Here is a 23580-nt window from a genome sequence, read left to right as displayed (position 1 = left end):
CGGTTTTTTCATGCACGCCACCTTTTGCCGATTTGGGCTAGGATAGTGTCCATCTTCCACACCTGCGTGCCGCCATGCCGAACTTCGCTGCCAATCTCAGCATGATGTTTACCGAACTGCCCTTCCTGGACCGCTTTGCCGCCGCCAGGGAAGCGGGCTTCGATGCCGTCGAATTCCTGTTTCCCTATGCCGTCGAGGCGCGGCAGATCGCCATGCGGCTGGAACGCCACCATCTGCAGCTGGCCGTCTTCAACTTTCCGCCCGGCGACTGGGAACACGGCGAGCGGGGCATCGCCTGCGACCCGCGCCGGGGCGAGGAATTTCGCAGCAACGTGCAACTGGCGCTCAATTATGCGCTGGCGCTCGGGGCGAAGCAGCTGCACTGCATGTCCGGCATCGTGCCGCCCGGCATGAGCCTGGAGCGGGCGCGGCAAAGCCTGATCGGCAACCTGCAATTTGCGGCCGACGCCTGCCGGCCGCACGGCATCAACGTGCTGATCGAGCCGATCAACCGCTACGACATGCCCGGTTACTTTCTGAACCATAGCCAGCAGGCGGCCGATATCATCGCCGACTGCCAGCGCAGCAATATCTTCCTGCAGTACGACATTTATCACATGCAGCGCATGGAGGGCGAACTGAGCAACACTATCCGCGCCCTGCTGCCCCTGATCCGCCACATCCAGATCGCCGACACGCCGGGCCGCCACGAACCGGGCACGGGCGAGATCAATTACCGCCACCTGTTCAAGCTGCTCGACCAGGTCGGCTACGCAGGCTGGGTCGGCTGCGAATACCGTCCCGCCAGCGACACCGTAGCCGGACTGGGCTGGCGCGAACAGTTGACCACCACCATGGGCACGATAGGCGCCTGATCGCAGCGCGCTTGCGCCCGCACAAGGCGTGCAACGCAGGCCGGCACGACAATACCTTTCCATACAGTATTTCCTGTCGAGAGGTGATGTGTCCACCCTGCCCGCCCGCCATCGCCGCGCCCTTTGCCTCAACCTGTTCCTGAGCCTCTTCTTGGCCGTCGCGCTGGGCGGCTGCGCCAGTCCGCGCACCGACCTGGCGCAAGTGCGCGCCCTGGCCGCCGGCAGCGATGCCTTGACGGCCTTCGGCGAACTGTCGCAGCGCCACGTGGACAGCTACCAGCGCGCCCGCCCCTATCTGTCGCTCGCCGAAGACGCGCGCGAACGCCTGCTCGACGCGCAACGCCGCGCCGCGCAGGCCGATGTCGCGCGCCTGGCGCAGGCCGTGCGCCTGTACCTGCAGGCGCTGGGCCGTCTGGCCGATGCCGATGCGTATGAGGTGCAGCCGGAACTGGCCGGCGCCGGCGCCGCCATCCGCGCCTGGCCCGGCAGCGGCATCGACGACCGTCATGTCAGCGCCTACACCCTGTTGCTGCAGCAACTGTCGCGCCTGGGCGGGGCCGCCAGCCAGCAGGCGCACCTGGCGCAAGTGCTGCACGACGGCGACGCGCCGCTGCAAGCCTTGCTGGCCGCGCTCGACAGCTTGCTGGTGCTGTACGACAAGAGCGGCGATAACGAGCGCGACATGGTGCTCGGCTTGCTCGACGTGGAAATCGCGTATGCCGACACGCCGCAGCAGCGCCTGCTGGCCGTGCTGGCGAAAACCATGCAGCAAAGCAAAACCGAAGAGTACCGGCTGCTTGGCTTGCGCCACACCCTGGCGCGCCGGCAACTGGCGGCACTGGCGCGCGACCACGCACAGCTGGCCGCCGCCCTCACCACCACGGAGGCAAGATGGACGGATCGGTAGGCAGGAGCAGCGGAAGCGAACGCCGCGAAGCGGCTCTCAGTAGCGCCATGCGCGTCGAGCAACTGGCCGACAGCCTGTCGCAGGCGGCCGTCACCCTGCACGGCGCCGTCATGCGCGCCATCCGAAAGCGCGCCAGCCAGGGAGAAAACGGCATCAGCCATAGCCAGGCGCAAGCCGTCTTCGCCCTGGAAGTGGCCCTGCGCCAGCAAGCCAACCAGCTGTATGCCGATGCCGCCGGGCACACCGTAATGGGACTGGAAACGGCGCAGCGCCAGCTCAGCGGCCTGCTCGACACGGTGCGCCTGCGCATCGCCCGCAACGACGACGTGCGGCACTGGATCAGCCTGTCGACGAGTTTGTTACATCTGGGCAGTGCCGTCCTGGCCGGCAATCCCGAGCGCATCCTCAGCACCCTGGGCAAGGTGCGTGAGCGACTGCAAGAGATGGCGCCGGACTGATTGAAATCGGCCGGCGAGCGCCTATACTGGGACGTCCCCGCCTGGCAATCGTGCCTGCGGGGCGATTGCCAGAGGAGACCAATATGCGTATCGAACCGTATTTGCAATTCAATGGAAACTGCGCGCAAGCGCTGGAATACTACCGGCAGCACCTGCAGGGCACGGACCTGTGCCTGATGCCGTATCGGGGCTCGCCGGCCCAGGAACAAGTCAAGGAAGACTGGTACGACAAGATCATGCACGGTTCCGTGCAGCTGGGCCCCACCATGCTGATGGGCTCGGACGGCGGCTGCGACGAGGGCGCCAAGGGCATGAGCGGCAGCGCGATCTGCCTGACCGTCGATACGCCGGAGGAGGCAGAACGGGCCTTCAGCGCGCTCGCGCGCGACGGCACCATCCAGATGCCGCTGGAAGAAACGTTCTGGGCCAAACGCTTCGGCATGTTGAAAGACCAGTTCGGCGTGGCCTGGATGGTCAACTGCCTGAAAGAGCCAGCATAGAACGGCCCGCGCCTGCCTGCGCCGCGTCAAACGCGGCGCGGGTAGTAGCGCAAGCAGAAGCGCCCATCCTGGACTACCATAGAGGAGAGAAGCCTATCGGGGACAGCCATGAATGGATTGCCGCAAGACCAGCTACAGCGCCTGCAAGGCGTGCTGGAGCAACGCAAGCTGGCGTTGCTGGAACAGATAGAGAACGAAGCGGCCGAAGCGGACGCGCGCGCCTCGCTGCTCAATGAAATCGAAGCCTCGCCGGCCGACAACGCCAGCGTGCGCACCTTGAACGCCCTCGTCAGCGAAGCGGCCGAGCACAATCAGGCGCAGCTGGCCATCATCAAGCACGCGCTGGCCAAGTTTGCCGACGGCAGCTACGGCCTGTGCGACAACTGCGGCGAAGCCATCGGCCTGTCGCGCCTGAACGCCCGCCCCGAAGCGCGCCTGTGCATCGATTGCCAGACGCGGCTGGAAAAGGCCCGGCGCTCCATCCCATGACCTTACCTTAACGGCGGCACGACAACAAAGGGCAAGGCATCGCTGCCCTGCCCCTTGTTTTCCAGCGTAATTACCATGCTGCCTGCCGTCCTCCGCCAACGTCTGTGCGCCGGCTGGGTGGACGGGTCTCCTCTACTGCCATTGCCTCTATGCAAGCTGTACGCTTGCTTAACTCATGTGCTGTCCGCCATTGATGGCGATGTTTGCCCCCGTGACGAATGCCGCCTCATCGGACGCCAGGTAAGCGACCAGGGCCGCCACCTCGTCCGGCTCGCCCAGGCGGCCCAGGGGGATTTGCGGCAGGATCTTCGTTTCCAGGATATCGGCCGGCACGGCCGTCACCATCTGCGTGCGCAGGTAGCCGGGCGAAACCGTGTTGACGGTGATGCCGTGGCGCGCCACTTCCAGCGCCAGCGCCTTGCTGAAACCATGCACCCCCGCCTTGGCGGCCGCGTAATTGCACTGGCCAAACGCACCCTTCTGGCCATTGACGGACGAGATATTGATGATGCGTCCCCATTTCTTTTCCAGCATGGGTTCCAGCACCTGCTTGCTCATGTTGAACAGGCTGTCGAGATTGGTGCGCATCACCTCGGACCAGTGCGGCAACTCCATCTTGCGCATGCTCTGGTCGCGCGTGATGCCGGCGTTGTTGACCAGCACGTCGATGCGGCCGAACCGCGCCAGCACGCTTGCCACAGCTTCGCTGCAGGCGGCGAAGTCCGTCACGTCGAGCGCCAGCGGATGAAAATAGTACTGCTGCGATTGCTGCTCGTCGAGCCAGCCAGCCACCCGTGCATTGCCCGGCGTATGCGCGGCCACGACGGCAAAGCCCGCCGCATGCAGGCGCCGGCACAAGGCCGTGCCCAGGCCGCCCATGCCGCCCGTGACCAGCGCTACTTTTTGTTCCTTCATTGCTGTCTCTCCCCGCTTGTTATGGTTGTTCTGCGTGGGATCAAGTGTAGGTGGCGCTTTTGAACGGTGCCTTGCGCCAGATCAAAGGCTGAGCCTGCATATTGCAGCGTCCGTCTGCGCTGCATCGATGCAGGGAAAATGATCAAAATTATACTTCCCTGAGAGGTGATGGCACCTCGACAGGCAAGCCGTGCGGACTTTGCTTGACGGTAAGACTCACAGGGAGAACGCGATGGAAATCCAGGACGATACAGAAGCATTGAGGGACTTGTTCAACGACATCAATCCCGGCATGAGCGACGTGGAATCGGTGCATCAGGCGGAGCTCGATCCACAGCATGCGCTGGCCCTGATGGCCAATCCGAAAGCGGCCTTGAAAGCCATGGGCATTCCCGTCAGCGATGCCTCGCAAGTGCAGGTGACGATGAAGAACCGCGCCAGCCGCAGCATGCCGGACGTGGCGCAAAAGGCGGCGCAATTGCGGCGCATCATCGTCATCGTGATTCATTACCGCAACTGCGACGCCGACATCATCATCATCGCCATGAGCTGAAACGCCGCCTGCCGGCCGCAGTCGTGCGCGGCCGGCGCCCCGGACTGTGCCAGAATGGCCGCTACTGCACAGCGAGAGGACAGGCCATGACGTATAAAACCGTATTGCTCCACATCGACGACAGCGCCGGGCGCGTCGCCCGCATCGAAGCGGCGGCCAGCATCGCCCAGGCGTGCGGCGGCCACCTGACGGGCGTGGCCCTGACGGGCGTGTCGCGTCTGCTGTACCAGCACCAGCCCGACCTCGATGCAGACCCGAACCTGAGCCTGCACCTCAACTTCCTGCGCGACCGCGCCACGCGCGCCCTCGACGGTTTCGAGCAACAGGTGCGCGCGGCCGGCGTCGCCTCGTTCGAACAGCGCGTGCTCGACGACGAGGCGGCGGGCGGCATCAGCCTGCTGGCCCGCTATGCGGACCTGGTCGTCATCAGCCAATACAATGCCAAGGATAAATCGCCGTCCGTGATGCGCGACTTTCCCGCCTATGTGCTGCTGCATTCGGGCCGCCCCGTGCTGATCGTGCCGTATGCGCCGCCGCTGCCCCTGCTGGCGCCGCCGGCGGCCGCGCGCAATGTGCTCATTTCCTGGAATGCCAGCAAGGAAGCGAGCCGCGCCGTGAGCGCCGCCCTGCCCCTGCTGCAGCGCGCCGGGCAAGTCCACGTGGCCATCTTCGACGCCCAGGTGCATGCCGCCGAGCATGGCGAACAACCGGGCGCGGAACTGACGCACTACCTGGCGCGCCACGGCGTGGAAGCGCGGCTGCATCTGCTCGATGGCGGTGGCGTGCGGCGCGGCGATATCGGCGAAGCGCTGCTGTCGCAGGCGGCCGACCTGTCGGCCGATTTGCTGGTGATGGGGGCGTATGGCCATTCGCGCCTGCGCGAAACCATCCTCGGCGGCGTCACGCGCACGATCTTGCAAAGCATGACGATCCCCGTGCTGATGGCGCACTAGACCTTTGGAAAGACGGCAGGGCTAGCCGCCCTGCCAGGGCTGGCTGCGGATCTTCGCCACCTGGCGCTGCGCCAGCCACTGCCACAGCTGCAGCGCGGCGTCCTGCGGCAGGGCCGACATGTGGCGCGGCGTGGCCAGGGCGATTTCGCAATCGCGGTCCGACCATTCCTCGAAAGTGACTTCACCTCCGCTAGCGACTTCGACCTGATACATCAAGCCATCGTCGTAGCCAAAGCGCAACAGGACGGCGGCCGGGCTGCCGTCCGGCGTGACGGCGCCGCCACGGTAGACCTCGGCCAGCGCATCGGCCAGCTGTGCCGGCGAGGGCGCACAGATGTCGCGCCCATCGGCCCGTGTCAGAATGAACCATGCCTGTGTCATGACGCGCCCTCCTATCCATACTCGTTAGCATGCGAGGCAAGTATTACGGGCAGTCACCTTGGTCCAGTGTCACTTCGGGCACACGGAAACTATCCCTGTCGGCATTGTTTACCAATAATTACGAATACTAACAAGGATCATACCTAAATTTCATGCAGCGCGGAATTTATGCATTTTGCGCCACAGAGGCGCCGATTCACGCCACCAGCACGGGAATGCTGAGCGGATCGAAGTCATGCCAGTCGCCATTGGCGATCGTGCCCTCCGCTTCCTCGATATGCTCGGCGCCCAGCCGGTGCAGCGCCTCGAGCGCCCGTTCGCGCTCGTCGAGGCCGCCCAGCGCCACGGCGATCAGCATGCCCGGATGCCGCGGCTGGCGGCGGTTTTCACCGTTGTTTTCGCCATTCTTCTCGGCTTCGCCCGCCTCCTTCATCTTGTTGAAACTGTAGAGCGAGCCCACGTGGGCGCCCACCAGCGCGCCCACTACCGGGCCCAGCGGCCCCGTCGCCAGCGTGGTGGCCGCGCCGATGCCCGCACCCACGGCGGCCCCGACGGCCACGCCCTCGACCACGCCTGCCGGCGTTTCCTTGGCGCCCGGCGAGATGTCGCGGTCGCCGCCCAGCGCGTGCAAGTCGTGCTGGCCCGGCTGGTTGACGAAGAAGGCGCTGATGCGGCTATCGGGAAAGCCCGCCTGGTTCAGGGCGGCGCGCGCGGCGTCTATCTGCTCCTGCAACTGAAAATGACCTGCGATGATGCGTGACATGATGTGCCCTCCTGGTCGGCTGCGGGCGCCCCGTGCGCCACTCCGATAGCGTGCGCCGGACGGCGCCACGATACCGTTCGCTTGCGCACACAGCCCAGAAATCCTCAGGCCGGCGCCCCATATGGGCTGCGGATATCGGCCAGGAATTGCTGTGCGCGCGCATGTTGCGGCCGCGCAAAGAACTCGTCGGGCGTGGCCCGTTCCAGCACTTGCCCGTGGTCCATGAACCAGATGCGGTCCGCCACGTCGCGCGCAAAGCCCATTTCATGCGTCACGCACACCATCGTCATGCCGCCCTGCGCCAGGTCGCGCATCACGTGCAGCACCTCGCCCACCATTTCCGGGTCCAGCGCGCTGGTGGGCTCGTCGAACAGCATCAGCGGCGGCTGCATGGCCAGCGCGCGGGCGATCGCCACCCTCTGCTGCTGCCCGCCCGACAAGGCCGCCGGCATGGCGTGCGCCTTGTGCGCCAGCCCCACCCGTTCCAGCAGGGCCAGCGCCCGCTCTTGCGCTTCGCGGCGGGTCAGGCCGCGCAAGCGCTGCGGCGCCAGCGCGCAATTGTCCAGCACGGACAAGTGCGGAAACAGGTTGAATTGCTGGAACACAAATCCGATATGCGAGCGCAAGGCGTTCACGTCCAGCCCCGGCGCGTGGATGTCCTGGCCGGCCACCGTGATGCGGCCCGACGCGATCGGCTCCAGGCGGTTGATGGTACGGATCAGGGTCGACTTGCCGGAGCCGGACGGCCCGCACACGACCAGCACCTCGCCCTTGGCCACGTGTTCATCGATGCCGTTCAAGGCGCGATACCCGCCATAGTATTTGTTGACGTTGTCAAAGGTAATCATGCAGCCGCTTTCAGGAGACGCGCCTGGCGCCGCTCGAGCCAGAAGGCGGCGCGCGACAGGCTGAAACACAAAACAAAATACGTCATGCCCAGCAGGAAATACACTTGCACGGGTTTCGTCAGCACGAGGCCGTTCACTTGCGAGGCGATGAACGACACTTCGGCCAAGCCGATGATATAGCCGAGCGAGGTTTCCTTGATGGTCGAGACGAACTGGTTCACCAGGGACGGCAGCATGTGGCGCAGCGCCTGCGGCAGCACCACCGAGCGCATGCTGTCCAGATAGTTCAAGCCCAGGGAACGGGCCGCCTCCACCTGTCCCTTGGGCACGGCTTGCATGCCGGCGCGCACGATCTCGGCCAGATAAATGCCGTCGAAGATGACGAGGGCCGCCAGCATGGTGCCGAACTGGCCGCTTTCGTGGCCCGTGATGCTGGGCAGGAAGAAATACGCCCAGAAGATGACGAGCAGCAAGGGAATCCCCCGCACCACGTGAATCAGCGCGGCGACGGGCCAGCGCAGCAGGCGCCAGGGACTCAAACGCGCCAGCCCCAGCAACAAGCCCAACGGCAGGCTCAGTACCAGCGCCAGGCTGGCCAGCAGCACCGTCAGCGCCAGGCCGCCCAGCGGCCCCTCGGGATAGCGGCCGACGAGGAAATACAGCCAGTAATCGTGGATCAGTTCCCCCATCAGGACACCTTCTTTTGCAGCAAGGCCGCCAGGCCCGCGATCAGCAGGGAGACGGCCAGGTAGGCCACGCTGGCAAAGACGAAGGCGTCCACGCTGCGGAACGAGGCCGCTTCCACGCGCTGCGTCTGGTACATCAGCTCGGCCACGCCGATGACGGTGGCGATGCTGGTGTTTTGCCACAGGTTCAGGGTTTGCGACAGCAGCGGCGGCGCGGCCAGCCGCAGCGCCTGCGGCACGATGCACAGGCGCATGGTGGCGAGAAAACTGAAGCCCAGCGCCCGGCCCGCCTCGAATTGCTGCGCAGGAATGGCGCGGATGCCGCTGCGGATGTCTTCCGCCATATAGGCGGCCGTATATAAAGTCAGGGCTGTGACGGCGCTGACGGCTTCGATATTGCCGGCATACAAGCGCTCCTTCCACGTGTCGGGCAGCAATTCGGGCGCGCCGAAATACCAGAACAGGAAGTGGGCCAGCAAGGGCACGTTGCGGATCAGCTCGACATACGCGGCGCCCAGGCCGTTGAGCAGGCGCGACGGCGCCAGACGCAGCATGGCCACGCCGCACGCCAGCGGCAGCGACAGGAGCAAGGTGATGCCCATCAGGCGCAAGGACAGCAGCAAGCCGGACAGCAACCAGTCGCGGTAGTCGCCGGCCAGCAAAAAGTTCAGATCAAATTGGAGCATGATGGTGAAATATCATTGATGCCTAAGAAAACCGTAGCGAGCGACAGTGATTTGCGGCTAAGAAGCGCAACCGTGCTGGAGCACGGTGAGCATCGCAGGCCGCAAAGCGCGCCGCGCAGTAGGTTTTCTTAGGCGTCGATCTTGTCCGATTCGATTTTGAAGGTGCGCTTCTGGAACTTCACATTGCTCGTCGGGCCATACCATTTGAAGAACAGCTTTTCCGCCTCGCCCGATTTTTCCAGCCCGCGCAGCACCTGGTCGACGGCCGTCTTCAGGCCCGCTTCTCCCTTGCGGATGCCGAAGGCAAACACTTCCTGGCTGATGTTTTGCGGCAGCACAATGTAGTCTTTTTGCGCGGCGCCCAGCTTGGCGTAGTTGTTGAGCAGCGAGACTTCATCGTCGACATAGCCGACGCCCTTGCCTTGCTGCAAGCCGAGATAGGCCTGGCCCGCCGTCTCGAACGTCACCACGTCCACGCCGGGCACGGCCTTGCGGATATTCGGTTCCTGCGTGCCGCCCTTGACGGTCAGCACTTTTTTGCCGGCCAGACCCGCGACCGTCGTGATGTTGCTGCTTTTTTTGACCAGCACGCGCTGGCCCGTGTAAAACGTGGACAGGGAAAAGTCGATCAGCGCTTCGCGTTCCTTGTTGTGCGTCAAGGACGCCGTCAGGATATCGATGCGGCCCTGCTGCAGTTCGGGAATGCGGGCGGCCACGGCCAGCTGCTTCACGACGGGTTTGACGCCGAGGCCCTGGGCGATGGCGCGGCACAGGTCCACTTCATAGCCGACCAGCTGGCGCGACCTGGCGTCGATGAAACTGTTCGGCTCGTCCGTGCCCAGGGTGCCGCAGACCAGCTCGCCCTTCGCCTTGATGGCGGCCAGCTGGTCCGCTTGCGCCACCTGCGTGAAGGCGATGCTGGTGAATAACAGGGCGGCGAAATGAAGGCGGGTCTGCATGGGATTCCTCTGGTGGATAACGAATGCCGCCATTAAACCGCAGCGCCCTTATTTCCAAAAAGGAATCTTTTCAGCCTTGCTTATAAAGAATTCATCTAAGGCGTCGTCTACGGCGCCTGCGCCTTCGTCTCGCCGCCCAAGCGAATGATCGCCGCCCTGGCGCCCACGGCGCCCGGATAGCGGGGATCGAGCTGCAATGCCTGGCGGTAAGCCTCGACGGCCTGCGGGCGCAAGCCTTGCTCCACATAAAACTCGGCCAGGCTATCGTGCAGATTCGCGTCGCGCGGATGCAGGCTGACGGCCGCCTGCAGCACGGCCATGCCTTGCGTCACGGCGCCGCTGCTTTTCAAACGGTAGGCTTCCAGGTTCAGCGCCGCCGGGCTGGCCGCGCCCAGCGGATCGCGGGCCAGCGCCAGGCGCAGGGCCGCGAGGGCGGATTCCCACTTGCCGGCGCGCAGCAGGGTCAAGCCTTGCAGCGCATGCGCGCGGTCGCTGAGCGGATACAGTGCCACGGCCAGGCGGCTGGCCGCCAGCGCCGCCTCCGCCTCGCCGCGCGCGGCCGACGCTTGCGCCAGCTCCTGCAACTCGGGCACGAAATCGGGATAGGCGCGCTGGCCGCGGAAGGCCGCGCGCAGCCTGCCGTCCAGTTCCGCGACGGTCGCGGGCGCCTGCGGCCAGGCGATGGCGGCCGTGCGGTCCCAGCTGGCCGCCAGGGCCACGATGGCTTGCTCGAAGGCGGGGTCGAAACGGGGCACGGTGCCGGCCTTTGCATCTTGCGACAAGCGTACATAGTCGCGCGCAAACGCCAGCGCGCCGCCGCGCGAGTATTGATGCAGGTCGGCGCCCGATTCGCGCAATGCCCGGGCCATGCTGGCGCCGGCCGCGAGAAACACGCGGCCGCCCGCGGGATGGCGGGCCGCCTCGATGTAGGCGCGCGCCGCCTGGGCGTCGGGCGCCAGCGCCTGGCGGTTGATGTGCGTGAAGGCTGCGCGCGTGGCGGCCGCATCGGCATACGCCTGATCCGTGCGTTCGACGTAGGCGCGGCCCTCCTCGAACAGGCCTTGCGCCACCTGGTAGGCGCGCTGCGCGCCCGCGTCGGCGATATACGTGTTCAGCTGCCACGGTTCGCCCGTGACCACTTCGAACAGGCGCTGCACGAAAGCTTCGGGATTGACGCGCTCGAGATTGGCGGCGACGGCAATGGTGAGCTTGCGCGAAGGAAAGCTGTACAGGTAGGTAACGGTTTCCGGCTGCTGGCCGCCGTGGGCGATGGCGTAGCGCCCGCCCGTCGGCAGGATTTCCCAGCCCATGCCGTAATTCGTCAAGCGGCCCGCGCGCGTGGCCATCGGCTGCACCATGGCGGCCACGCTGGCCGCCGACAGGATCTTGCCTGCGTGAACGCCCCGGCCGAAGGCCAGCATGTCGGGCACGCTGGCGCGCGTGCCGCCGGCCGAAAAGCGGCTGCTGATGTCGACGAATTCCGCATTCTTCCACTCCTTGCCATCCAGCCGGTAGCCGCGCACGCGGTGGGCGATCACGGCGTCCGGGTCGTCCATCACGGTGGCGTCCATGCCCAGCGGCCCCCACACGTGGCGCCGCATGTAGCCGCCATAGCTTTCGCCCGAGGCGGCCTCGATGACGGCGCCCAGCAGGTTGTAGCCATAGCTGGTGTAGCGGAAGCGCGTGCCCGGTTCGGCGACCAGGTCGAACTGTTCGAAGACGGCGATGGACTGGCGCGTATCCTTGTGCTCCTTGAAATGCTGTTCCACCCTGCTGTCGCGGTAGGCGTCGATGCCGCCCAGGTGGCCCAGCAGCTGGCGCACCGTCACGGGAAACGGCTTGACGGGGAAATACGGCACATAGGTTTGCACGGGCGCATCCAGGTCGACCTTGCCCTGCTCGACCAACTGCAAAATGGCCACCGCCGTCATCGGCTTGGTAACGGACGCCAGCCGGTAACTCGATTCGGCCGTGGCCGGCACGCGGTTTTCCACGTCGGCATAGCCGTAACCCTTGACCCATTCCACGTCGCCCTGGCTGAAGCCGACGGTCACGCCAGGGATGCGCTCCGCGCCCATGCGCTGGGCAACCCAGCCATCGAAGTCCGCCAGGCGCGCGGCCAGCGCGGCGGAAGGGGGAGATGCGGCCTGCGCCGCACCGCACAGCAGCGCCAGCGCGCCGGCGAAACAGTAATATTTGCTGCTTTGCATAGTCTTCATTCCATGGTGAGGGCCGTGTACACAGCACGGCGCTGATGCATGGTAAATGTCTTTCACATACGGTTGGCGCACCGTGCACGAAATGCACTTGCCGTGCATGAACGGCACCGACGTCGATGAAAATGTTGCAAAGGGTTGGCAAATGAGCAGCTACAATGCCCGCCATGCCCACCCTCTTGCGCTACCTGCTGCGGTATTGCCTCGCTTGCTGCATGGCTCTGCCCTGTTTCGCCATGGGCATGGACAAGCTCTCGCTGGACGAAGGCTGGCGCACCTGCGGCAACACCCCGTCTGCACCCGCCTCGCTGCAGCAGCTGCTCCGGCCGGGCCGGCTGCTGTGCGTGGAGCGCGAAGTCGCCCTGGCCGCCACGCCGTCGTCGACGCAATTGCTGGTGCTGTCGGCGCTGGCTTCCAGCGAACTGTGGCTCGATGGGGTCTTGATCGGCAGCAATGGCCAGCCGGCCCGCCAGGCCAGCGGGGAAGGTGCGGGCGACATCGACTTCGCCATCCACCTGACGCCGCAGCAATTGGCCATGGGCAAGCACCACCTGCGCCTGCTGCTGTCGACGCAGCAAGTATCGGCGCAGCTGACGTCGCCATTCTATGCGCTGTACCTGGTCGACCGGCAAGATTACCGCGCGGCGCTGGCCTGGTACCGGCTGCCGCCGCTGCTGCTGGCCGGAGCGCTGGGCGCCGCCGCCCTGCTCTTTCTCGCCTTGACGGCACTGTACCAGCGGCAGCGGCACTGGGCCGTGTTTGCCGCGCTGTGCCTGGCGGCTTCCCTGCTGCTGGTGGCGGAGCTCTGGCGCAGCTTTGCCGGCTATGCCTATCCCTGGCACCTGCCGCGCCTGTATGCCGTCAGCGCCCTGACCTGGCTGTTTTCCGCCCTGCTGCCCCTGTATTTTTATACGGCCTGGCGCCTGCCGCGCTGGCCGCTGGCGGCGGCGGTGCTGCTGACGGGCATCGCGCTAGCCGGCGCATTGCCCACGCATTTCGACGCGCGCTGCTGGTGGATGTTTCTGACGGGCCTGGCGGCGAGCCTGGCGCTCAACCTGGGCGCCCTGTGGCGCCGCCTGCCGGGCAGCCGCGGCGGCGCCTTGATCGCGCTCGCTTCGTGTGCGCTGTTCCTGCTGACGGGCAGCCAGTTTGCCGAAGGCGGCTTCGCCCTCGTCGTGTGCTTCCTGCTGCTGCCTTTATGCGCGCAATTGCTGGCGCAGCTGCTGGGCGAACGCAGCAAGGCGGCGCGCGCCCAGCAGCTGGAAAACCAGCTCTTACGCAAAAGCATGCAGCCGCATTTCCTGATGAATTCCCTCAGCCTGATCAGCGAGCTCAACGCGCAATCGCCGCAGGCGGCCGAAACCTTCATCGAGGCGCTCGGTGCCGAGTTGCGCATGCTCAACGAATTTGCCCAGCAGCCCAGCATCGCCCTGACGCAGGAACTGGCCCTGTGCGAGAATTACCTGAGCATCATGGGCACGCGGCTGCAACAGCCATGCCGCCTGCAGCTCGACGGCGAGGCGGCCGGCGTCACCGTGCCGCCCGCCATCTTGCTGACGGCGCTGGAAAATGCATTCAGTCACAACCGCTACCGCCACGGCGCCCTGTTTATCCTGCGCAGCGCCAGGCTGGCGCAAACGCAGGTGCTCACCCTGGTCTTGCCGGAAGGCGAGGCGCGTCCGCATGCGGGCAGCGGCGTGGGCGAACAATACATCCGCGCCAGCCTGCACGCCGTGTTCGGCGACGCGGCCAACTATACTTGCGCACAGCATCCGGCAGGCTGGCGCCTCATTTTCACCTTGCCGGCGGCGCCATGAATGTATTGATACTGGAAGATGAACCGCTGATCGCACAAGGTCTCGAACGCGAGGTGCGCGCGCATTTCGGCGCGCGCCTCGGCAATCTCGTGCTGCATGACAATGTGCCGCAAGCCTTGGCCGCCCTGGCGCAGGGGCAGATCGACTTGCTGCTGCTGGACTTGAACCTGCATGGCGCGGACGGCTATGACCTGCTGCGCCTGGCCCAACAAGCCCCGTTCCAGACCATCATCGTCTCGGCCCACGCGGAACGCTCGATCACGGCCTTCGAGTTCGGCGTGCTCGACTTCGTTGCCAAGCCCTTCAGCCGCGAACGGCTGCACAAGGCGCTGCAGCGCTATACTGGGCGGCATACGGAAGCGGCCTCGCTGGCCGTCAAGAAACGCGGGGCGCTGGAATGGATCGCCATGGCCGAGATCGACCACGTGCAAGCCGATGGCCACTACAGCAACATCGTGCTGCGCAGCGGCGAACAGTGCTTTCACGACTTGCCGATCGACAAGCTCATGGCCCTGCTGCCGCCCCACTTCCTGCGCGTGCACCGCTCCTACATCGTCAACAGCCTGGGCTTCAGGCGGCTGCATATCGCCGCGGGCGGAAAATACGCGCTCGATACGCAGACGAGCACGGGCATCCCCGTCTCGCGCAGCAGCTATCCCGCGCTGAAACAGCGGCTGCTGGGCTGAAGCTCCCTTACCAGTGCGGTGCGTAGTTGGGGAATGGCGAGGCCATGTGCTCGGGCTCCACGGGCGGCGCCATCCAGTCGCGCGGGTCGACCTTGTAGTACTGCAAGAATTGCGCATACAGTTCTTCGTGGTGCTCGGCCATCTGGTACGGCTTTTCAAAGAAGGTTTCCGTGGCCACGGCAAAGAATTCGGCGGGATTCGTGGCGCCGTAATGGTCCATCACGCTTTGCTGCTGGTAGATGGCGTCGTGGCGCAGGTTGTCGAAGTCGCGCGACAGCACCGTGGCCCAGCTGCGGTAGCTCGACACGCTGGGCAGGTAGGGCGCGCCATTCGCGGCGCCCGATTCGCTGTCGAGCTGGTGGGCGAATTCATGCAGCACGACATTGTGGCCATCGGTCCAGTCGGCCGCACCGCGCTGCACGTGGTCCCACGCCAGCACGACGCGGCCATCGCCCCAGGATTCGCCCAATAAACCATTGGCCGATGGCGTCACCACGCCGCCCGGCCCCACTTCATCGCGCGTAACGATGAATTCCGTCGGATACACGAGGATGGTGTCGAGCTCGGGATACACCTGCGTCTGGCGATTGAGCAGCAGCAAGCAGGCCTGGCCGGCAATCGTGTAGCGCATCTCGTCCGTGATCTCCAGGCCGCCGCAGCCGACGAATTTCTTCTGATACAAAAATTGCACGACGAGCCGGCACAATTGCTGCTGCAGCGGGGCCGGCATGCGCGGATAGACGGGGATATTCTTTTCCAGCACGGCCAGCCCCTCCGGCGGCAAGGGCCTGGACAGGGCACGCTTCAGGCGCCAGCGGGGGAACCATAATGAAAAGACGATGGCGGCCGTGACGAGGCCGATCCACAGCAGCGGATTCATGCGGAGTCCCGTTTCAGGCAGGGCAGTGGCGGAGACGATAACAGGGCGGCGTAGGCAGACAAGGACAAGCTCCTTCGAATAAACCCGCATCGGAACGGGCGGGCAGTCCAGCCCACATGGGGTTGATTAACATCTTTTCAATCCGCCAAGATCAAGGGGCGAGCGCCAACGCCAAAAGCCGGGGTGTTACCCGGCTTTCATTGCAACGTCACCGCACCCGACAACAACGTCGGGTACTACTCGGCCGATTTTTGCTGTGGCGCGCCGAACAATGCAGCGACGAGCGGATCGCGCGTCACGGGACCGCGGTTGACGCGGATGGCGTAATGCGTGTCATCGGCCAGGATGTGGAAGTGGCGGCCGCTGCCTGCCATGCTTTGCTCGCGCAAGCCGGGACGGTCCTTGCGCGGTGGCGCGCCTTCGCGTTTCGGCTGGACGATGGCGGCCAGGAAGGCGCGCACGCGCTCAGGGTCTGGCGTCAGCTGGTACACTGCCTTGCCCAGGTAGGTGGCGGTGCCTTCGATGTAGCGGGCCAGTTCGATCACGCCCGCTTCGCGCAGGTCGCGGATGTATTTGCGGGCGCCCGATGGCGAAAACTTGAGGAACCAGGCGATTTCGTCGGCCAGCATCTCGTGCAGCGACAATTCGCCGATCAGCTTTTGCATGTTTTCGATGCGGCGCAGGGTGGCCGACGTCGACCGCACGCGCTCGATCGGTGCCATGGAAATGGGATTCATGCGTTCCGGGGGGATCGGTGCTGCGCGTTCTACCATTTGCGAGCCTTTTTCGGGGCTACGAAGTTCCTGGTGCGCTGCCTTTAATTCGCTCTTCACGTGAGACTGAGTCATTGCATGCATTTGAATACTCCTTTTAAACGATTGCCGGTAGCCCGGATTGTTAAGTTCTTGGCAATTTTTATACCAGAACACCACGAATCCTGAGCGTCTGGGCACAGAATGCCATCCTGCTACTCACTGGTCTGTGCGTTAACGAACATTAGAAGCAAGAAAGTGAAAAATATTGCCTTACTGAATTATTTCTCTTGGGCATCTATAAAAAGCATCTAAACCGCTGTGCCTCCATGCGCGCACAAAGTGAAATAGCGAACAGAAGCGTCGGCATTCTTGTAATAAATTCAAGCTTCGCGCGCGGCACCCGCCGTCCGCATCGCGCCAACCCATCTTGATACTTTGCAAAGGAACCATCATGAACATGCCTACTCTGCTGGCCGCCGCCGCCCTGATCACCCTGTCCGCCTGCAAAAAACCCGCCGAAGCGCCGCTGCCGGAAACGGCGCCCAACCCCGCTTCCGCCCCACAAGTGATGCCCGCTCCCGTCACGCCAGCCACGCCGGAAGCGGGCCCGGGCAACACAACACCGCCTGCCCCGCTGACCGATCCGGCCACCGCGCCGGCACTGCCGCCCGCCACGGCGCCGAAGTAAAGCCTGGAGTCGAGGCCGGCAGACGCCAAGCCCATCCATCAGGCGTCCCTGCGGCGCCGCTCCTACTCCACGGGGGAGTTACGCGTTGCCGGCCTGTTTGCAACGCGTTTTTTTACGATTGGAGTCGGCCACGCCCTGAAGGTTCACCGGCATGCGGCAGTACAAGCCGGCACCGTAGCAGCCAATCAAAATGCGGCAATCCGCACAGTCTTTTCTCTCTACGTGCGGAAAGACGGAATCCCGTCATTTCCCATTTTCAATAGATGCAAATTAAACCTTTATAAACAATCACTTGCAATAAACGTCAAAATGCGCTCCACTGGCACGGAAGATGCTTTTATATTTTCATAACCGCCACCAGAGCGGCAGCCTCACCGAATATAAAAACCATCTACCTTTTGGAGACAACAGCATGGCACGCACCTTCCGCATCTCGTCCTTCCTGAACACCAAGGCACTGACCGTGGCCGTCGCACTGGCCGCGCAATTCCCGCTGGCCGTCCACGCGGCCGACCTGGTCCGCCTGGGCAACCTGAAATTCGCCCATTACGGCGCCGTCGCCTACATGAAGGAAATCGCGCCGAAATACGACCTGAAAATTGAAGAGCGCATCTTCGCCAAGGGCCTCGACATCGTGCCGGCCATGATCGCCGGCGAAATCGATGTGTCCGCCAGCGCGCTGGAAGCGGCCATCACGGGCCGCGCCACTGGCTTGCCCGTGTACCTGGTGGGCGGCTTCGCCAAGGGCGGCGTGCAGATCGTCGGCCGCCCAGACCTGAACATCAAGGGCATCGCCGACCTCAAAGGCAAGAAAGTCGGCGTCACGCGCGGCGGCCCGCAGGAGATCCTGCTGTTTGCCGAATTGACCAAGGCCAAGCTGACCTGGTCCGACAAGCCGGGCAAGGACGTGCAGATCCTGTACATGGGCTACCCGGACCTGAACCAGGCGCTGCTGACCAAGGATATCGACGTCATGAGCCAGTCCGAGCCGTACTCGACCCAGGCCATCCACAAGAAATACGGCGCGGCCATCATCAAGCCCTACGACACGCCGCTGGGCGAGCCCGTGCGCGCGCTCGTGATGACGGAAAAGATGTACAAAGAGAAACCTGCCGTGGCCCAGCGCTTCATGGATTGCTTCGTCGCCGCCACGCGCGCCTTCCTTGCCGACCCGAAACTGGCGGAAAAATACGTGCGCGAATCGATGTTCAAGAACCAGATCACGTCCGACGATTACCGCGACGCCATCGACAACGCCATCTTCACGGAAGACATCACGCAGAGCCACGTGCAGCTGACCACCGACTACATGGTGAAATTCGGCGTCGGCCGCATGGCCAAGGCGCCTGCCGCCCAGGATTGGGTCAAGCTGGACCTGCTGGAAAAAGCCAAGAAGTCTTACGCACCACGCTAATCACGACCACGCTAATCTGAAAGTGTCACGATGAATATTCAAATGATGAGACGCTTCGCGCACGGCGCCGCCGTGCCCGTCGCCGTGCTGCTGTTGTGGCAAGCCATGTCGACGTTTGGCTGGATCAATCCGCAAATCCTGCCCTCGCCCGTGGCCGTGGTCGTGAAGTGGTATGAATACCTGATCCCCATGCAGGCGTACACGCCCGAAGCGGGCAATTACCTGGTGTGGATGTTCTCCGGCGAACTGCCGCATGACGCCTGGGCCAGCCTGTCGCGCGTGCTGGGCGGCTTTGCCATCGGCGCCGGCCTGGCCTTGCCGCTGGGCCTGCTGATGGGCACCAACAAGACCATCTATAAACTGTTCGATCCGCTGGTGCAGGTGCTGCGCCCGATTCCGCCCATCGCCTACATCCCGCTGGCGATTTTGTGGTTCGGCCTGGGCAACCCGCCCGCCTTCTTCCTGATCAGCATCGGTTCCTTCTTTCCCGTGCTGATGAATACCATCGCCGGCGTGCGCCAGGTCGACGGCATCTATATCCGCGCCGCGCGCAACCTGGGCGCCAGCCAGATGACCATGTTCCGCCGCGTCATCCTGCCGGCCGCCACGCCCTACATCCTGGCCGGCGCGCGCATCGGCATGGGCACGGCCTTCATCGTCGTGATCGTGGCGGAAATGATCGCCGTCAACAGCGGCCTCGGTTTCCGCATCCTGGAAGCGCGCGAGTACTTCTGGTCCGACAAGATTATCGCCGGCATGTTCACCATCGGCCTGTTCGGCCTGGCCATCGATATCGCCATGAATGCCCTGAATAATCATTTGCTGCAGTGGCACCGCGGCCTGGAACACTGAGAGGAACGGCCATGACCACGATCAATATCAATGCAGTCAATAAAATCTTCACCACGGGCGGCGCGGACGTCATCGCCCTGAAGGATATCAACCTGGAAATCGCCAGCGGCGAATTCATCTGCCTGCTGGGGCCATCCGGCTGCGGCAAGTCGACCCTGCTCAACGCCATCGCCGGCTTTTCGCAGCCGACGTCGGGCCAGATCCTGGCCGGCGGCAAGCTGATCACCGAACCCGGTCCCGACCGCGGCATGGTGTTCCAGGAATACGCGCTGTTTCCATGGATGACCATCGAGAGCAATATCGCCTTTGGCCTGGAAATCGCCGGCAAGACGCCGGCCGAGATCAAGGAACGGGTCGACATGCTGCTGAGCATGCTGGGCTTGACGGAATTCCGTGCCCGCTACCCGAAAGACTTGTCCGGCGGCATGCGCCAGCGCGTGGCCATTGCCCGCGTGCTGGCCCTCGATTCGCCGATCATGCTGATGGATGAGCCCTTCGGCGCGCTGGACGCCTTGACGCGGCGCAACCTGCAAGATGAATTGCTGAAAATCTGGAAAGTCTTCGGCACCACCATCGTCTTCGTCACGCACTCGATCGAGGAATCGATCTACCTGGCCGACCGCACCATCGTCATGACCTACCGTCCCGGCACCATCAAGCGCGATGTGGCCATCGACCTGCCCCGCCCGCGCGACCCGAGCGACCCCGAGTTCAACCGCTTGAAACGCATGCTGGGCGAGATGGTGATGGAAGAGCAGCAACGTCATCACAATGCCGAAACCATGGCCAGCACAGCAGATTAGTGGTGTCTGACCAAACCTACTGCGCGTCGGTATAGGCGGCCTGCGATGCTCACCGTACTAGAGTACGGTTCCGCTTCTCGGCCACCTCTCCCTTCCGCTCGCTACGGTTTTGTCAGACACTGCAAGTTTGCATGTCAGTCATAAATCAGGATTCACCCATTCGGGTGAATCCCGCCGTACACTACCATTCCTTCTTTGCTGCGCACGCAAGCTTAACCCGACACACGGAGCACCATGGCATTCGGCAAATGGACCCTGAGACCCGCGCTCGGCCCCCTGCTGGCCGTGGGCTCGCTGGCCGCGCTGACGTGGGCCTCGTATGCCTGGGTCCAGCAGCGCCAGCTCGATGAACTGCACCGCACGCTCGATTCGCGCGCGGAACTGTATGCGGCGTCCATCGGCGGCGCCCTCAACAAGTACGAATTCCTGCCCCTGGCCGTGGCCCAGAGCGATGCCGTGGCGCAGCTGCTGGAGCGGCCCAGCGCCGACAAGGTTACGCAGATCAACGCCTATCTGGTCGACATGAACCGCCGCGCGGGCGCCTTCGCCGTCTACGTGCTCGACGACAAGGGCACGACCCTGGCGTCGAGCAACTGGCAAGACCGCAGCTCGTATGTGGGCGTCAACTACGGTTTCCGTCCGTATTTCAAGAACGCCATCGCGGGCGGCATCGGCCGCTTCTACGGCATCGGCTTTTCCACCTTCGAGGCCGGCTATTTCATTTCGCAGCCCGTGCAGCGCGACGGGCGCATCATCGGCATCGTCGCCGCCAAGGTCAACCTGGACTGGATCGAGCAATCGTGGCGCACGCCCGGCGCGGGCGAGCAGATCTGGGTCAAGGATGCGAATGGCGTGATCATTCTCGCCACCACACCCGCCTTCAAGTTCAAGACCCTGGCCCCGCTGTCGCCTGCCGCCAAGAAAGACATCAGCGAACAGCGCCAGTTCCTGCAAGAAAATCTGCCCATCTTGCCGCACCAGGTGCAGCGCCAGTTCGCCGACGGCGCCAGCGTCATGACACTGGAGCGTCCGCAGACGGGCGACATCCCCGCCCTGTCCGGCAGCGCCGACAAGGTGGACTACCTGGCCGTGAACCGCGCGCTCGGTCCGCTGCAATGGCAAATCACGGTGCTGGCCGAACTCGACCAGGTCAACGAGGCGGCGCGCAACGCGGCCATCGCCGCCGCGCTGGGCTGGGCCTTGCTGCTGCTGGCCCTGATGTATGCGCGCCAGCGCCGGCGCCGCATCGCCGACAAGCTCAACGCGCAGCAGACGCTGGCCCGTGCCTATGAACAGCTGGAAATCAAGGTCGAGCAGCGCACGGCCGACCTCGTACACGCGAACGGCCGCCTGCAGGCAGAAGTGGCCGAGCGCGAGCGGGCCGAGCAGACCTTGCGCTACGCCCAGGCGGAACTGGTGCAAAGCGGCAAGCTGGCGGCTATCGGCCAGATGGCGGCCGGCGTCACGCATGAGCTGAACCAGCCGCTGGCCGCCCTGCAGACGTTTTCCGACAATGCCAAGGTCTTTTTGGCGCGGGGCCAGATCGACGATGCGCTCGACAACCTGTCGACCATTTCCGACCTCGTCAAGCGCCTCGGCTATGTGACCTCGCAATTGAAAGGCTTTGCGCGGCGCAGCGGCGATGCACGCAAACCCGTCAGCGTGCGCCAGGCGTTTGCGCAAACCATGCTGCAAATGCGCACGCGCAAGAATTCGCAACGCCTGACCCTGCATGAAAGCTGGCTTGAGGACGACATCATCGTGCTGTGCAACGCCATCGGCCTGGAACAGGTGTTTACTAATCTGATCACCAACGCCATGGATGCCGTGCCGGAAAGCGAACCAGTGCAAATCTGGTTCCAGGTGCGCCGCGAAGGCGACCTCGCCGTGCTGCATATCACCGATAATGGCCCCGGCATTCCGCTGGCCTCGCTGGACAAGATCTTCGACCCCTTCTATACCACAAAGGAACACGGGCTGGGCTTGGGATTGTCGATCAGCGCTGGCATACTGCGCGCGGCCGGCAGCGCATTGGCCGTACGCAACCGCAGCGCGCAGGAAGGGGGCGGCGCGCAATTTACCATCACCCTGAGCTGCGCCCCGGGGGAAAAGAATACAGAGACAGAGGAAACACCCGATGCACGAGAATAATTTTGAAGGCATGCAAGTGCTGCTGGTGGAAGACGACGCCGTCGTGCGCAAGGGCGCCCGGCAATCGCTGGAACTGGCGGGATTGCAAGTGACGGCCGTCGCCACGGCCGAGGAAGCGCTGCCCTACCTGGTGCCCGAATTTGCCGGCATTTTATTGAGCGACATCAAGCTGCCCGGCATGGATGGCTTGAAACTGCTCGATATCGCCGTGGCGCAGGATGCCAGCCTGCCCGTCATCCTCGTCACGGGCCACGGCGACGTGTCGATGGCCGTGGGCGCGATGCGCCGCGGCGCCTACGACTTCATCGAAAAACCGTTTTCCGCCGACCTGCTGGTGGAAGTATGCCGCCGCGCCCTGGATAAACGCCATCTGGTGCTGGAAAACATGAATTTGCGCCGCCAGCTCGAGCAACGGGTCGGCATCGAGGCGCGCATCGTGGGCCGCAGCGCGGCCATGGCCAAGGTGCGCCAGTTGGTGCTGAACCTGGCGCCCAAGTCCGCCGACATCATCATCCTGGGCGAAACGGGCACGGGAAAAGAACTGATCGCGCGCTGCCTGCACGACTTCAGCGAACGGCGCGACCACCCTTTCGTGGCGATCAACTGCGGCGCCCTGCCCGAATCGATTTTTGAATCGGAACTGTTCGGCCACGAGGAAGGGGCATTCACGGGGGCGCAGCGCCAGCGCATCGGCAAGATTGAATACGCGAACGGCGGCACCCTGTTCCTCGACGAAATCGAAAGCATGCCGCTGGCCCTGCAAGTCAAGCTGCTGCGCGTGCTGCAGGAGCGGCAAGTCGAGCGCCTCGGTTCCAACAAGCTGATTTCCGTCAATTTCCGCGTGATCGCCGCCGCCAAGGAAGATTTGAATGTCCTGGCGGAACAGGGGAAATTCCGTCCCGACCTGTACTACCGCCTGAACGTGGCCAGCCTCACGCTCCCCGCCCTGCGCAACCGGCGCGAGGATATCCCGCTGCTGTTCGAGTTTTTCGTGCTGCAGGCGGCGCTGCGCTATGGCCAGCCGGCCGCCCTCGTCAGCGGCGAACTGATCGCGTCATTGATGGCGCAGCGCTGGGCCGGCAATGTGCGCGAACTGCACAATGTGGCCGACCGCTTCGTGCTGGGCCTGCTCGACGATACCCTGAGCCCGGCCGGCTGCCGCGAGGCATCCCTGGCCGAGCAAGTCGACACCTTCGAGATTTCCATCATCGAGGAAGCCTTGCGCCGCCACAATGGCAACGTCATCGAGGCGGCTGCAGCTTTGAATATCCCGAAGAAAACCCTGTACGACAAGCTCAAGCGCTTCGATATCTCGACGGAGCAATTTCGATAATCATGGGCAAAT

25 protein-coding genes are annotated in these 23580 nt (G+C 64.1%); 15 read left to right on the top strand and 10 right to left on the bottom strand.

Features of this window, described 5'->3' with window-relative positions:
* Window positions 1-74: 74 nt before the first annotated feature.
* The 5 genes from otnI (at window position 75) to ACQ4W4_RS11455 (ending at window position 3229) form a co-directional block, all read left to right on the top strand.
* On the top strand, window positions 75-875 hold the full coding sequence (gene otnI, locus ACQ4W4_RS11475; protein WP_436542117.1) for a 2-oxo-tetronate isomerase: 801 nt from the start codon (window positions 75-77) through the stop codon (window positions 873-875).
* Window positions 876-963: 88 nt separating this feature from the next.
* The gene (locus ACQ4W4_RS11470; RefSeq protein WP_436542116.1) at window positions 964-1782 is read left to right on the top strand and encodes a hypothetical protein; all 819 of its coding nucleotides are present in this window, start codon (window positions 964-966) and stop codon (window positions 1780-1782) included.
* Window positions 1767-2240 carry a hypothetical protein gene (locus ACQ4W4_RS11465; protein ID WP_083287293.1) on the top strand — a complete coding sequence of 158 codons (474 nt, stop codon included), beginning with the start codon at window positions 1767-1769 and terminating at the stop codon, window positions 2238-2240. The genes ACQ4W4_RS11470 and ACQ4W4_RS11465 overlap by 16 nt, the downstream gene beginning before the upstream one ends.
* An 83-nt stretch (window positions 2241-2323) precedes the next feature.
* Window positions 2324-2740: a VOC family protein gene (locus ACQ4W4_RS11460; protein ID WP_436542115.1), complete on the top strand. Its 417-nt coding sequence runs from the start codon at window positions 2324-2326 to the stop codon at window positions 2738-2740.
* A 108-nt stretch (window positions 2741-2848) separates the two neighbouring features.
* Window positions 2849-3229 (top strand): TraR/DksA family transcriptional regulator, encoded by a 381-nt coding sequence (locus ACQ4W4_RS11455; RefSeq protein ID WP_436542114.1) that lies wholly within the window; start codon window positions 2849-2851, stop codon window positions 3227-3229.
* A 168-nt stretch (window positions 3230-3397) separates the two neighbouring features.
* Here the strand turns inward: ACQ4W4_RS11455 and phbB are convergent, their stop codons facing one another.
* The gene (gene phbB, locus ACQ4W4_RS11450; RefSeq protein WP_436542113.1) at window positions 3398-4144 is read right to left on the bottom strand and encodes an acetoacetyl-CoA reductase; all 747 of its coding nucleotides are present in this window, start codon (window positions 4142-4144) and stop codon (window positions 3398-3400) included.
* A gap of 232 nt (window positions 4145-4376) precedes the next feature.
* Here phbB and ACQ4W4_RS11445 point away from each other — a divergent pair, with 232 nt between their 5' ends.
* Complete coding sequence (locus tag ACQ4W4_RS11445) at window positions 4377-4697, top strand: hypothetical protein (protein WP_152254522.1); 321 nt, start codon at window positions 4377-4379, stop codon at window positions 4695-4697.
* A gap of 86 nt (window positions 4698-4783) precedes the next feature.
* A complete protein-coding gene (locus ACQ4W4_RS11440; protein WP_436542112.1) occupies window positions 4784-5650 on the top strand; it encodes a universal stress protein in 867 nt (288 codons plus the stop codon).
* A gap of 21 nt (window positions 5651-5671) precedes the next feature.
* Here ACQ4W4_RS11440 and ACQ4W4_RS11435 read toward each other — a convergent pair whose 3' ends face one another.
* The 7 genes from ACQ4W4_RS11435 to ACQ4W4_RS11405 form a co-directional block, all read right to left on the bottom strand.
* Window positions 5672-6031, bottom strand: a complete 360-nt coding sequence (locus ACQ4W4_RS11435; RefSeq protein WP_077401630.1) for a hypothetical protein — start codon at window positions 6029-6031, stop codon at window positions 5672-5674.
* A gap of 196 nt (window positions 6032-6227) precedes the next feature.
* Window positions 6228-6794, bottom strand: coding sequence for a glycine zipper domain-containing protein (locus ACQ4W4_RS11430; RefSeq protein ID WP_436542111.1), 567 nt, complete (start codon window positions 6792-6794; stop codon window positions 6228-6230).
* A gap of 104 nt (window positions 6795-6898) precedes the next feature.
* Window positions 6899-7642: an amino acid ABC transporter ATP-binding protein gene (locus ACQ4W4_RS11425; RefSeq protein WP_436542110.1), complete on the bottom strand. Its 744-nt coding sequence runs from the start codon at window positions 7640-7642 to the stop codon at window positions 6899-6901.
* Window positions 7639-8331 (bottom strand): amino acid ABC transporter permease, encoded by a 693-nt coding sequence (locus tag ACQ4W4_RS11420; RefSeq protein WP_436542109.1) that lies wholly within the window; start codon window positions 8329-8331, stop codon window positions 7639-7641. The genes ACQ4W4_RS11425 and ACQ4W4_RS11420 overlap by 4 nt, the downstream gene beginning before the upstream one ends.
* Window positions 8331-9014, bottom strand: a complete 684-nt coding sequence (locus ACQ4W4_RS11415; RefSeq protein WP_436542108.1) for an amino acid ABC transporter permease — start codon at window positions 9012-9014, stop codon at window positions 8331-8333. The genes ACQ4W4_RS11420 and ACQ4W4_RS11415 overlap by 1 nt, the downstream gene beginning before the upstream one ends.
* Window positions 9015-9142: 128 nt before the next feature.
* Window positions 9143-9973 carry a transporter substrate-binding domain-containing protein gene (locus tag ACQ4W4_RS11410; RefSeq protein ID WP_436542107.1) on the bottom strand — a complete coding sequence of 277 codons (831 nt, stop codon included), beginning with the start codon at window positions 9971-9973 and terminating at the stop codon, window positions 9143-9145.
* Window positions 9974-10080: 107 nt separating this feature from the next.
* Window positions 10081-12183 (bottom strand): serine hydrolase domain-containing protein, encoded by a 2103-nt coding sequence (locus tag ACQ4W4_RS11405; protein ID WP_436542106.1) that lies wholly within the window; start codon window positions 12181-12183, stop codon window positions 10081-10083.
* A gap of 173 nt (window positions 12184-12356) precedes the next feature.
* Here ACQ4W4_RS11405 and ACQ4W4_RS11400 point away from each other — a divergent pair, with 173 nt between their 5' ends.
* Together ACQ4W4_RS11400 and ACQ4W4_RS11395 are read left to right on the top strand one after the other, a co-directional pair.
* Window positions 12357-14006, top strand: a complete 1650-nt coding sequence (locus tag ACQ4W4_RS11400) for a histidine kinase (RefSeq protein ID WP_436542105.1) — start codon at window positions 12357-12359, stop codon at window positions 14004-14006.
* Window positions 14003-14692: a LytR/AlgR family response regulator transcription factor gene (locus tag ACQ4W4_RS11395; RefSeq protein WP_436542104.1), complete on the top strand. Its 690-nt coding sequence runs from the start codon at window positions 14003-14005 to the stop codon at window positions 14690-14692. The genes ACQ4W4_RS11400 and ACQ4W4_RS11395 overlap by 4 nt, the downstream gene beginning before the upstream one ends.
* Window positions 14693-14699: 7 nt before the next feature.
* Here ACQ4W4_RS11395 and ACQ4W4_RS11390 read toward each other — a convergent pair whose 3' ends face one another.
* Together ACQ4W4_RS11390 and ACQ4W4_RS11385 are read right to left on the bottom strand one after the other, a co-directional pair.
* Window positions 14700-15572, bottom strand: a complete 873-nt coding sequence (locus ACQ4W4_RS11390) for a M90 family metallopeptidase (RefSeq protein WP_436542103.1) — start codon at window positions 15570-15572, stop codon at window positions 14700-14702.
* Window positions 15573-15808: 236 nt separating this feature from the next.
* Window positions 15809-16345 carry a winged helix-turn-helix domain-containing protein gene (locus tag ACQ4W4_RS11385; protein ID WP_080698807.1) on the bottom strand — a complete coding sequence of 179 codons (537 nt, stop codon included), beginning with the start codon at window positions 16343-16345 and terminating at the stop codon, window positions 15809-15811.
* Window positions 16346-16778: 433 nt separating this feature from the next.
* Between ACQ4W4_RS11385 and ACQ4W4_RS11380 the strand changes: the two genes are divergently transcribed.
* From ACQ4W4_RS11380 to ACQ4W4_RS11355, 6 genes are all read left to right on the top strand, one after another.
* On the top strand, window positions 16779-17015 hold the full coding sequence (locus tag ACQ4W4_RS11380; protein ID WP_436542102.1) for a hypothetical protein: 237 nt from the start codon (window positions 16779-16781) through the stop codon (window positions 17013-17015).
* 412 nt (window positions 17016-17427) lie between these two features.
* The gene (locus ACQ4W4_RS11375) at window positions 17428-18429 is read left to right on the top strand and encodes an ABC transporter substrate-binding protein (protein ID WP_436542101.1); all 1002 of its coding nucleotides are present in this window, start codon (window positions 17428-17430) and stop codon (window positions 18427-18429) included.
* A 42-nt stretch (window positions 18430-18471) separates the two neighbouring features.
* Complete coding sequence (locus ACQ4W4_RS11370; RefSeq protein WP_436542100.1) at window positions 18472-19281, top strand: ABC transporter permease; 810 nt, start codon at window positions 18472-18474, stop codon at window positions 19279-19281.
* A gap of 11 nt (window positions 19282-19292) precedes the next feature.
* Window positions 19293-20084 carry an ABC transporter ATP-binding protein gene (locus ACQ4W4_RS11365; RefSeq protein WP_034786306.1) on the top strand — a complete coding sequence of 264 codons (792 nt, stop codon included), beginning with the start codon at window positions 19293-19295 and terminating at the stop codon, window positions 20082-20084.
* Between the two features lie 234 nt (window positions 20085-20318).
* Window positions 20319-22235, top strand: coding sequence for a sensor histidine kinase (locus ACQ4W4_RS11360; RefSeq protein WP_436542099.1), 1917 nt, complete (start codon window positions 20319-20321; stop codon window positions 22233-22235).
* Window positions 22222-23568, top strand: a complete 1347-nt coding sequence (locus ACQ4W4_RS11355) for a sigma-54-dependent transcriptional regulator (RefSeq protein WP_436542098.1) — start codon at window positions 22222-22224, stop codon at window positions 23566-23568. The genes ACQ4W4_RS11360 and ACQ4W4_RS11355 overlap by 14 nt, the downstream gene beginning before the upstream one ends.
* Window positions 23569-23580: the final 12 nt, after the last annotated feature.

The sequence above is a fragment of the Janthinobacterium glycogeni genome, assembly GCF_051380725.1.
Lineage (GTDB): Bacteria > Pseudomonadota > Gammaproteobacteria > Burkholderiales > Burkholderiaceae_D > Janthinobacterium.
This window is presented reverse-complemented; position numbering and strand designations above follow the sequence as displayed.

Coding starts and splice junctions, on each gene's coding strand:
- otnI (WP_436542117.1), top strand. CDS start 75: ATGCCGAACTTCGCTGCCAATCTCAGCATGATGTTTACCGAACTGCCC.
- ACQ4W4_RS11465 (WP_083287293.1), top strand. CDS start 1,767: ATGGACGGATCGGTAGGCAGGAGCAGCGGAAGCGAACGCCGCGAAGCG.
- ACQ4W4_RS11460 (WP_436542115.1), top strand. CDS start 2,324: ATGCGTATCGAACCGTATTTGCAATTCAATGGAAACTGCGCGCAAGCG.
- ACQ4W4_RS11455 (WP_436542114.1), top strand. CDS start 2,849: ATGAATGGATTGCCGCAAGACCAGCTACAGCGCCTGCAAGGCGTGCTG.
- phbB (WP_436542113.1), bottom strand. CDS start 4,144: ATGAAGGAACAAAAAGTAGCGCTGGTCACGGGCGGCATGGGCGGCCTG.
- ACQ4W4_RS11445 (WP_152254522.1), top strand. CDS start 4,377: ATGGAAATCCAGGACGATACAGAAGCATTGAGGGACTTGTTCAACGAC.
- ACQ4W4_RS11440 (WP_436542112.1), top strand. CDS start 4,784: ATGACGTATAAAACCGTATTGCTCCACATCGACGACAGCGCCGGGCGC.
- ACQ4W4_RS11435 (WP_077401630.1), bottom strand. CDS start 6,031: ATGACACAGGCATGGTTCATTCTGACACGGGCCGATGGGCGCGACATC.
- ACQ4W4_RS11430 (WP_436542111.1), bottom strand. CDS start 6,794: ATGTCACGCATCATCGCAGGTCATTTTCAGTTGCAGGAGCAGATAGAC.
- ACQ4W4_RS11425 (WP_436542110.1), bottom strand. CDS start 7,642: ATGATTACCTTTGACAACGTCAACAAATACTATGGCGGGTATCGCGCC.
- ACQ4W4_RS11420 (WP_436542109.1), bottom strand. CDS start 8,331: ATGGGGGAACTGATCCACGATTACTGGCTGTATTTCCTCGTCGGCCGC.
- ACQ4W4_RS11415 (WP_436542108.1), bottom strand. CDS start 9,014: ATGCTCCAATTTGATCTGAACTTTTTGCTGGCCGGCGACTACCGCGAC.
- ACQ4W4_RS11410 (WP_436542107.1), bottom strand. CDS start 9,973: ATGCAGACCCGCCTTCATTTCGCCGCCCTGTTATTCACCAGCATCGCC.
- ACQ4W4_RS11405 (WP_436542106.1), bottom strand. CDS start 12,183: ATGCAAAGCAGCAAATATTACTGTTTCGCCGGCGCGCTGGCGCTGCTG.
- ACQ4W4_RS11400 (WP_436542105.1), top strand. CDS start 12,357: ATGCCCACCCTCTTGCGCTACCTGCTGCGGTATTGCCTCGCTTGCTGC.
- ACQ4W4_RS11395 (WP_436542104.1), top strand. CDS start 14,003: ATGAATGTATTGATACTGGAAGATGAACCGCTGATCGCACAAGGTCTC.
- ACQ4W4_RS11390 (WP_436542103.1), bottom strand. CDS start 15,572: ATGAATCCGCTGCTGTGGATCGGCCTCGTCACGGCCGCCATCGTCTTT.
- ACQ4W4_RS11385 (WP_080698807.1), bottom strand. CDS start 16,345: ATGGTAGAACGCGCAGCACCGATCCCCCCGGAACGCATGAATCCCATT.
- ACQ4W4_RS11380 (WP_436542102.1), top strand. CDS start 16,779: ATGAACATGCCTACTCTGCTGGCCGCCGCCGCCCTGATCACCCTGTCC.
- ACQ4W4_RS11375 (WP_436542101.1), top strand. CDS start 17,428: ATGGCACGCACCTTCCGCATCTCGTCCTTCCTGAACACCAAGGCACTG.
- ACQ4W4_RS11370 (WP_436542100.1), top strand. CDS start 18,472: ATGATGAGACGCTTCGCGCACGGCGCCGCCGTGCCCGTCGCCGTGCTG.
- ACQ4W4_RS11365 (WP_034786306.1), top strand. CDS start 19,293: ATGACCACGATCAATATCAATGCAGTCAATAAAATCTTCACCACGGGC.
- ACQ4W4_RS11360 (WP_436542099.1), top strand. CDS start 20,319: ATGGCATTCGGCAAATGGACCCTGAGACCCGCGCTCGGCCCCCTGCTG.
- ACQ4W4_RS11355 (WP_436542098.1), top strand. CDS start 22,222: ATGCACGAGAATAATTTTGAAGGCATGCAAGTGCTGCTGGTGGAAGAC.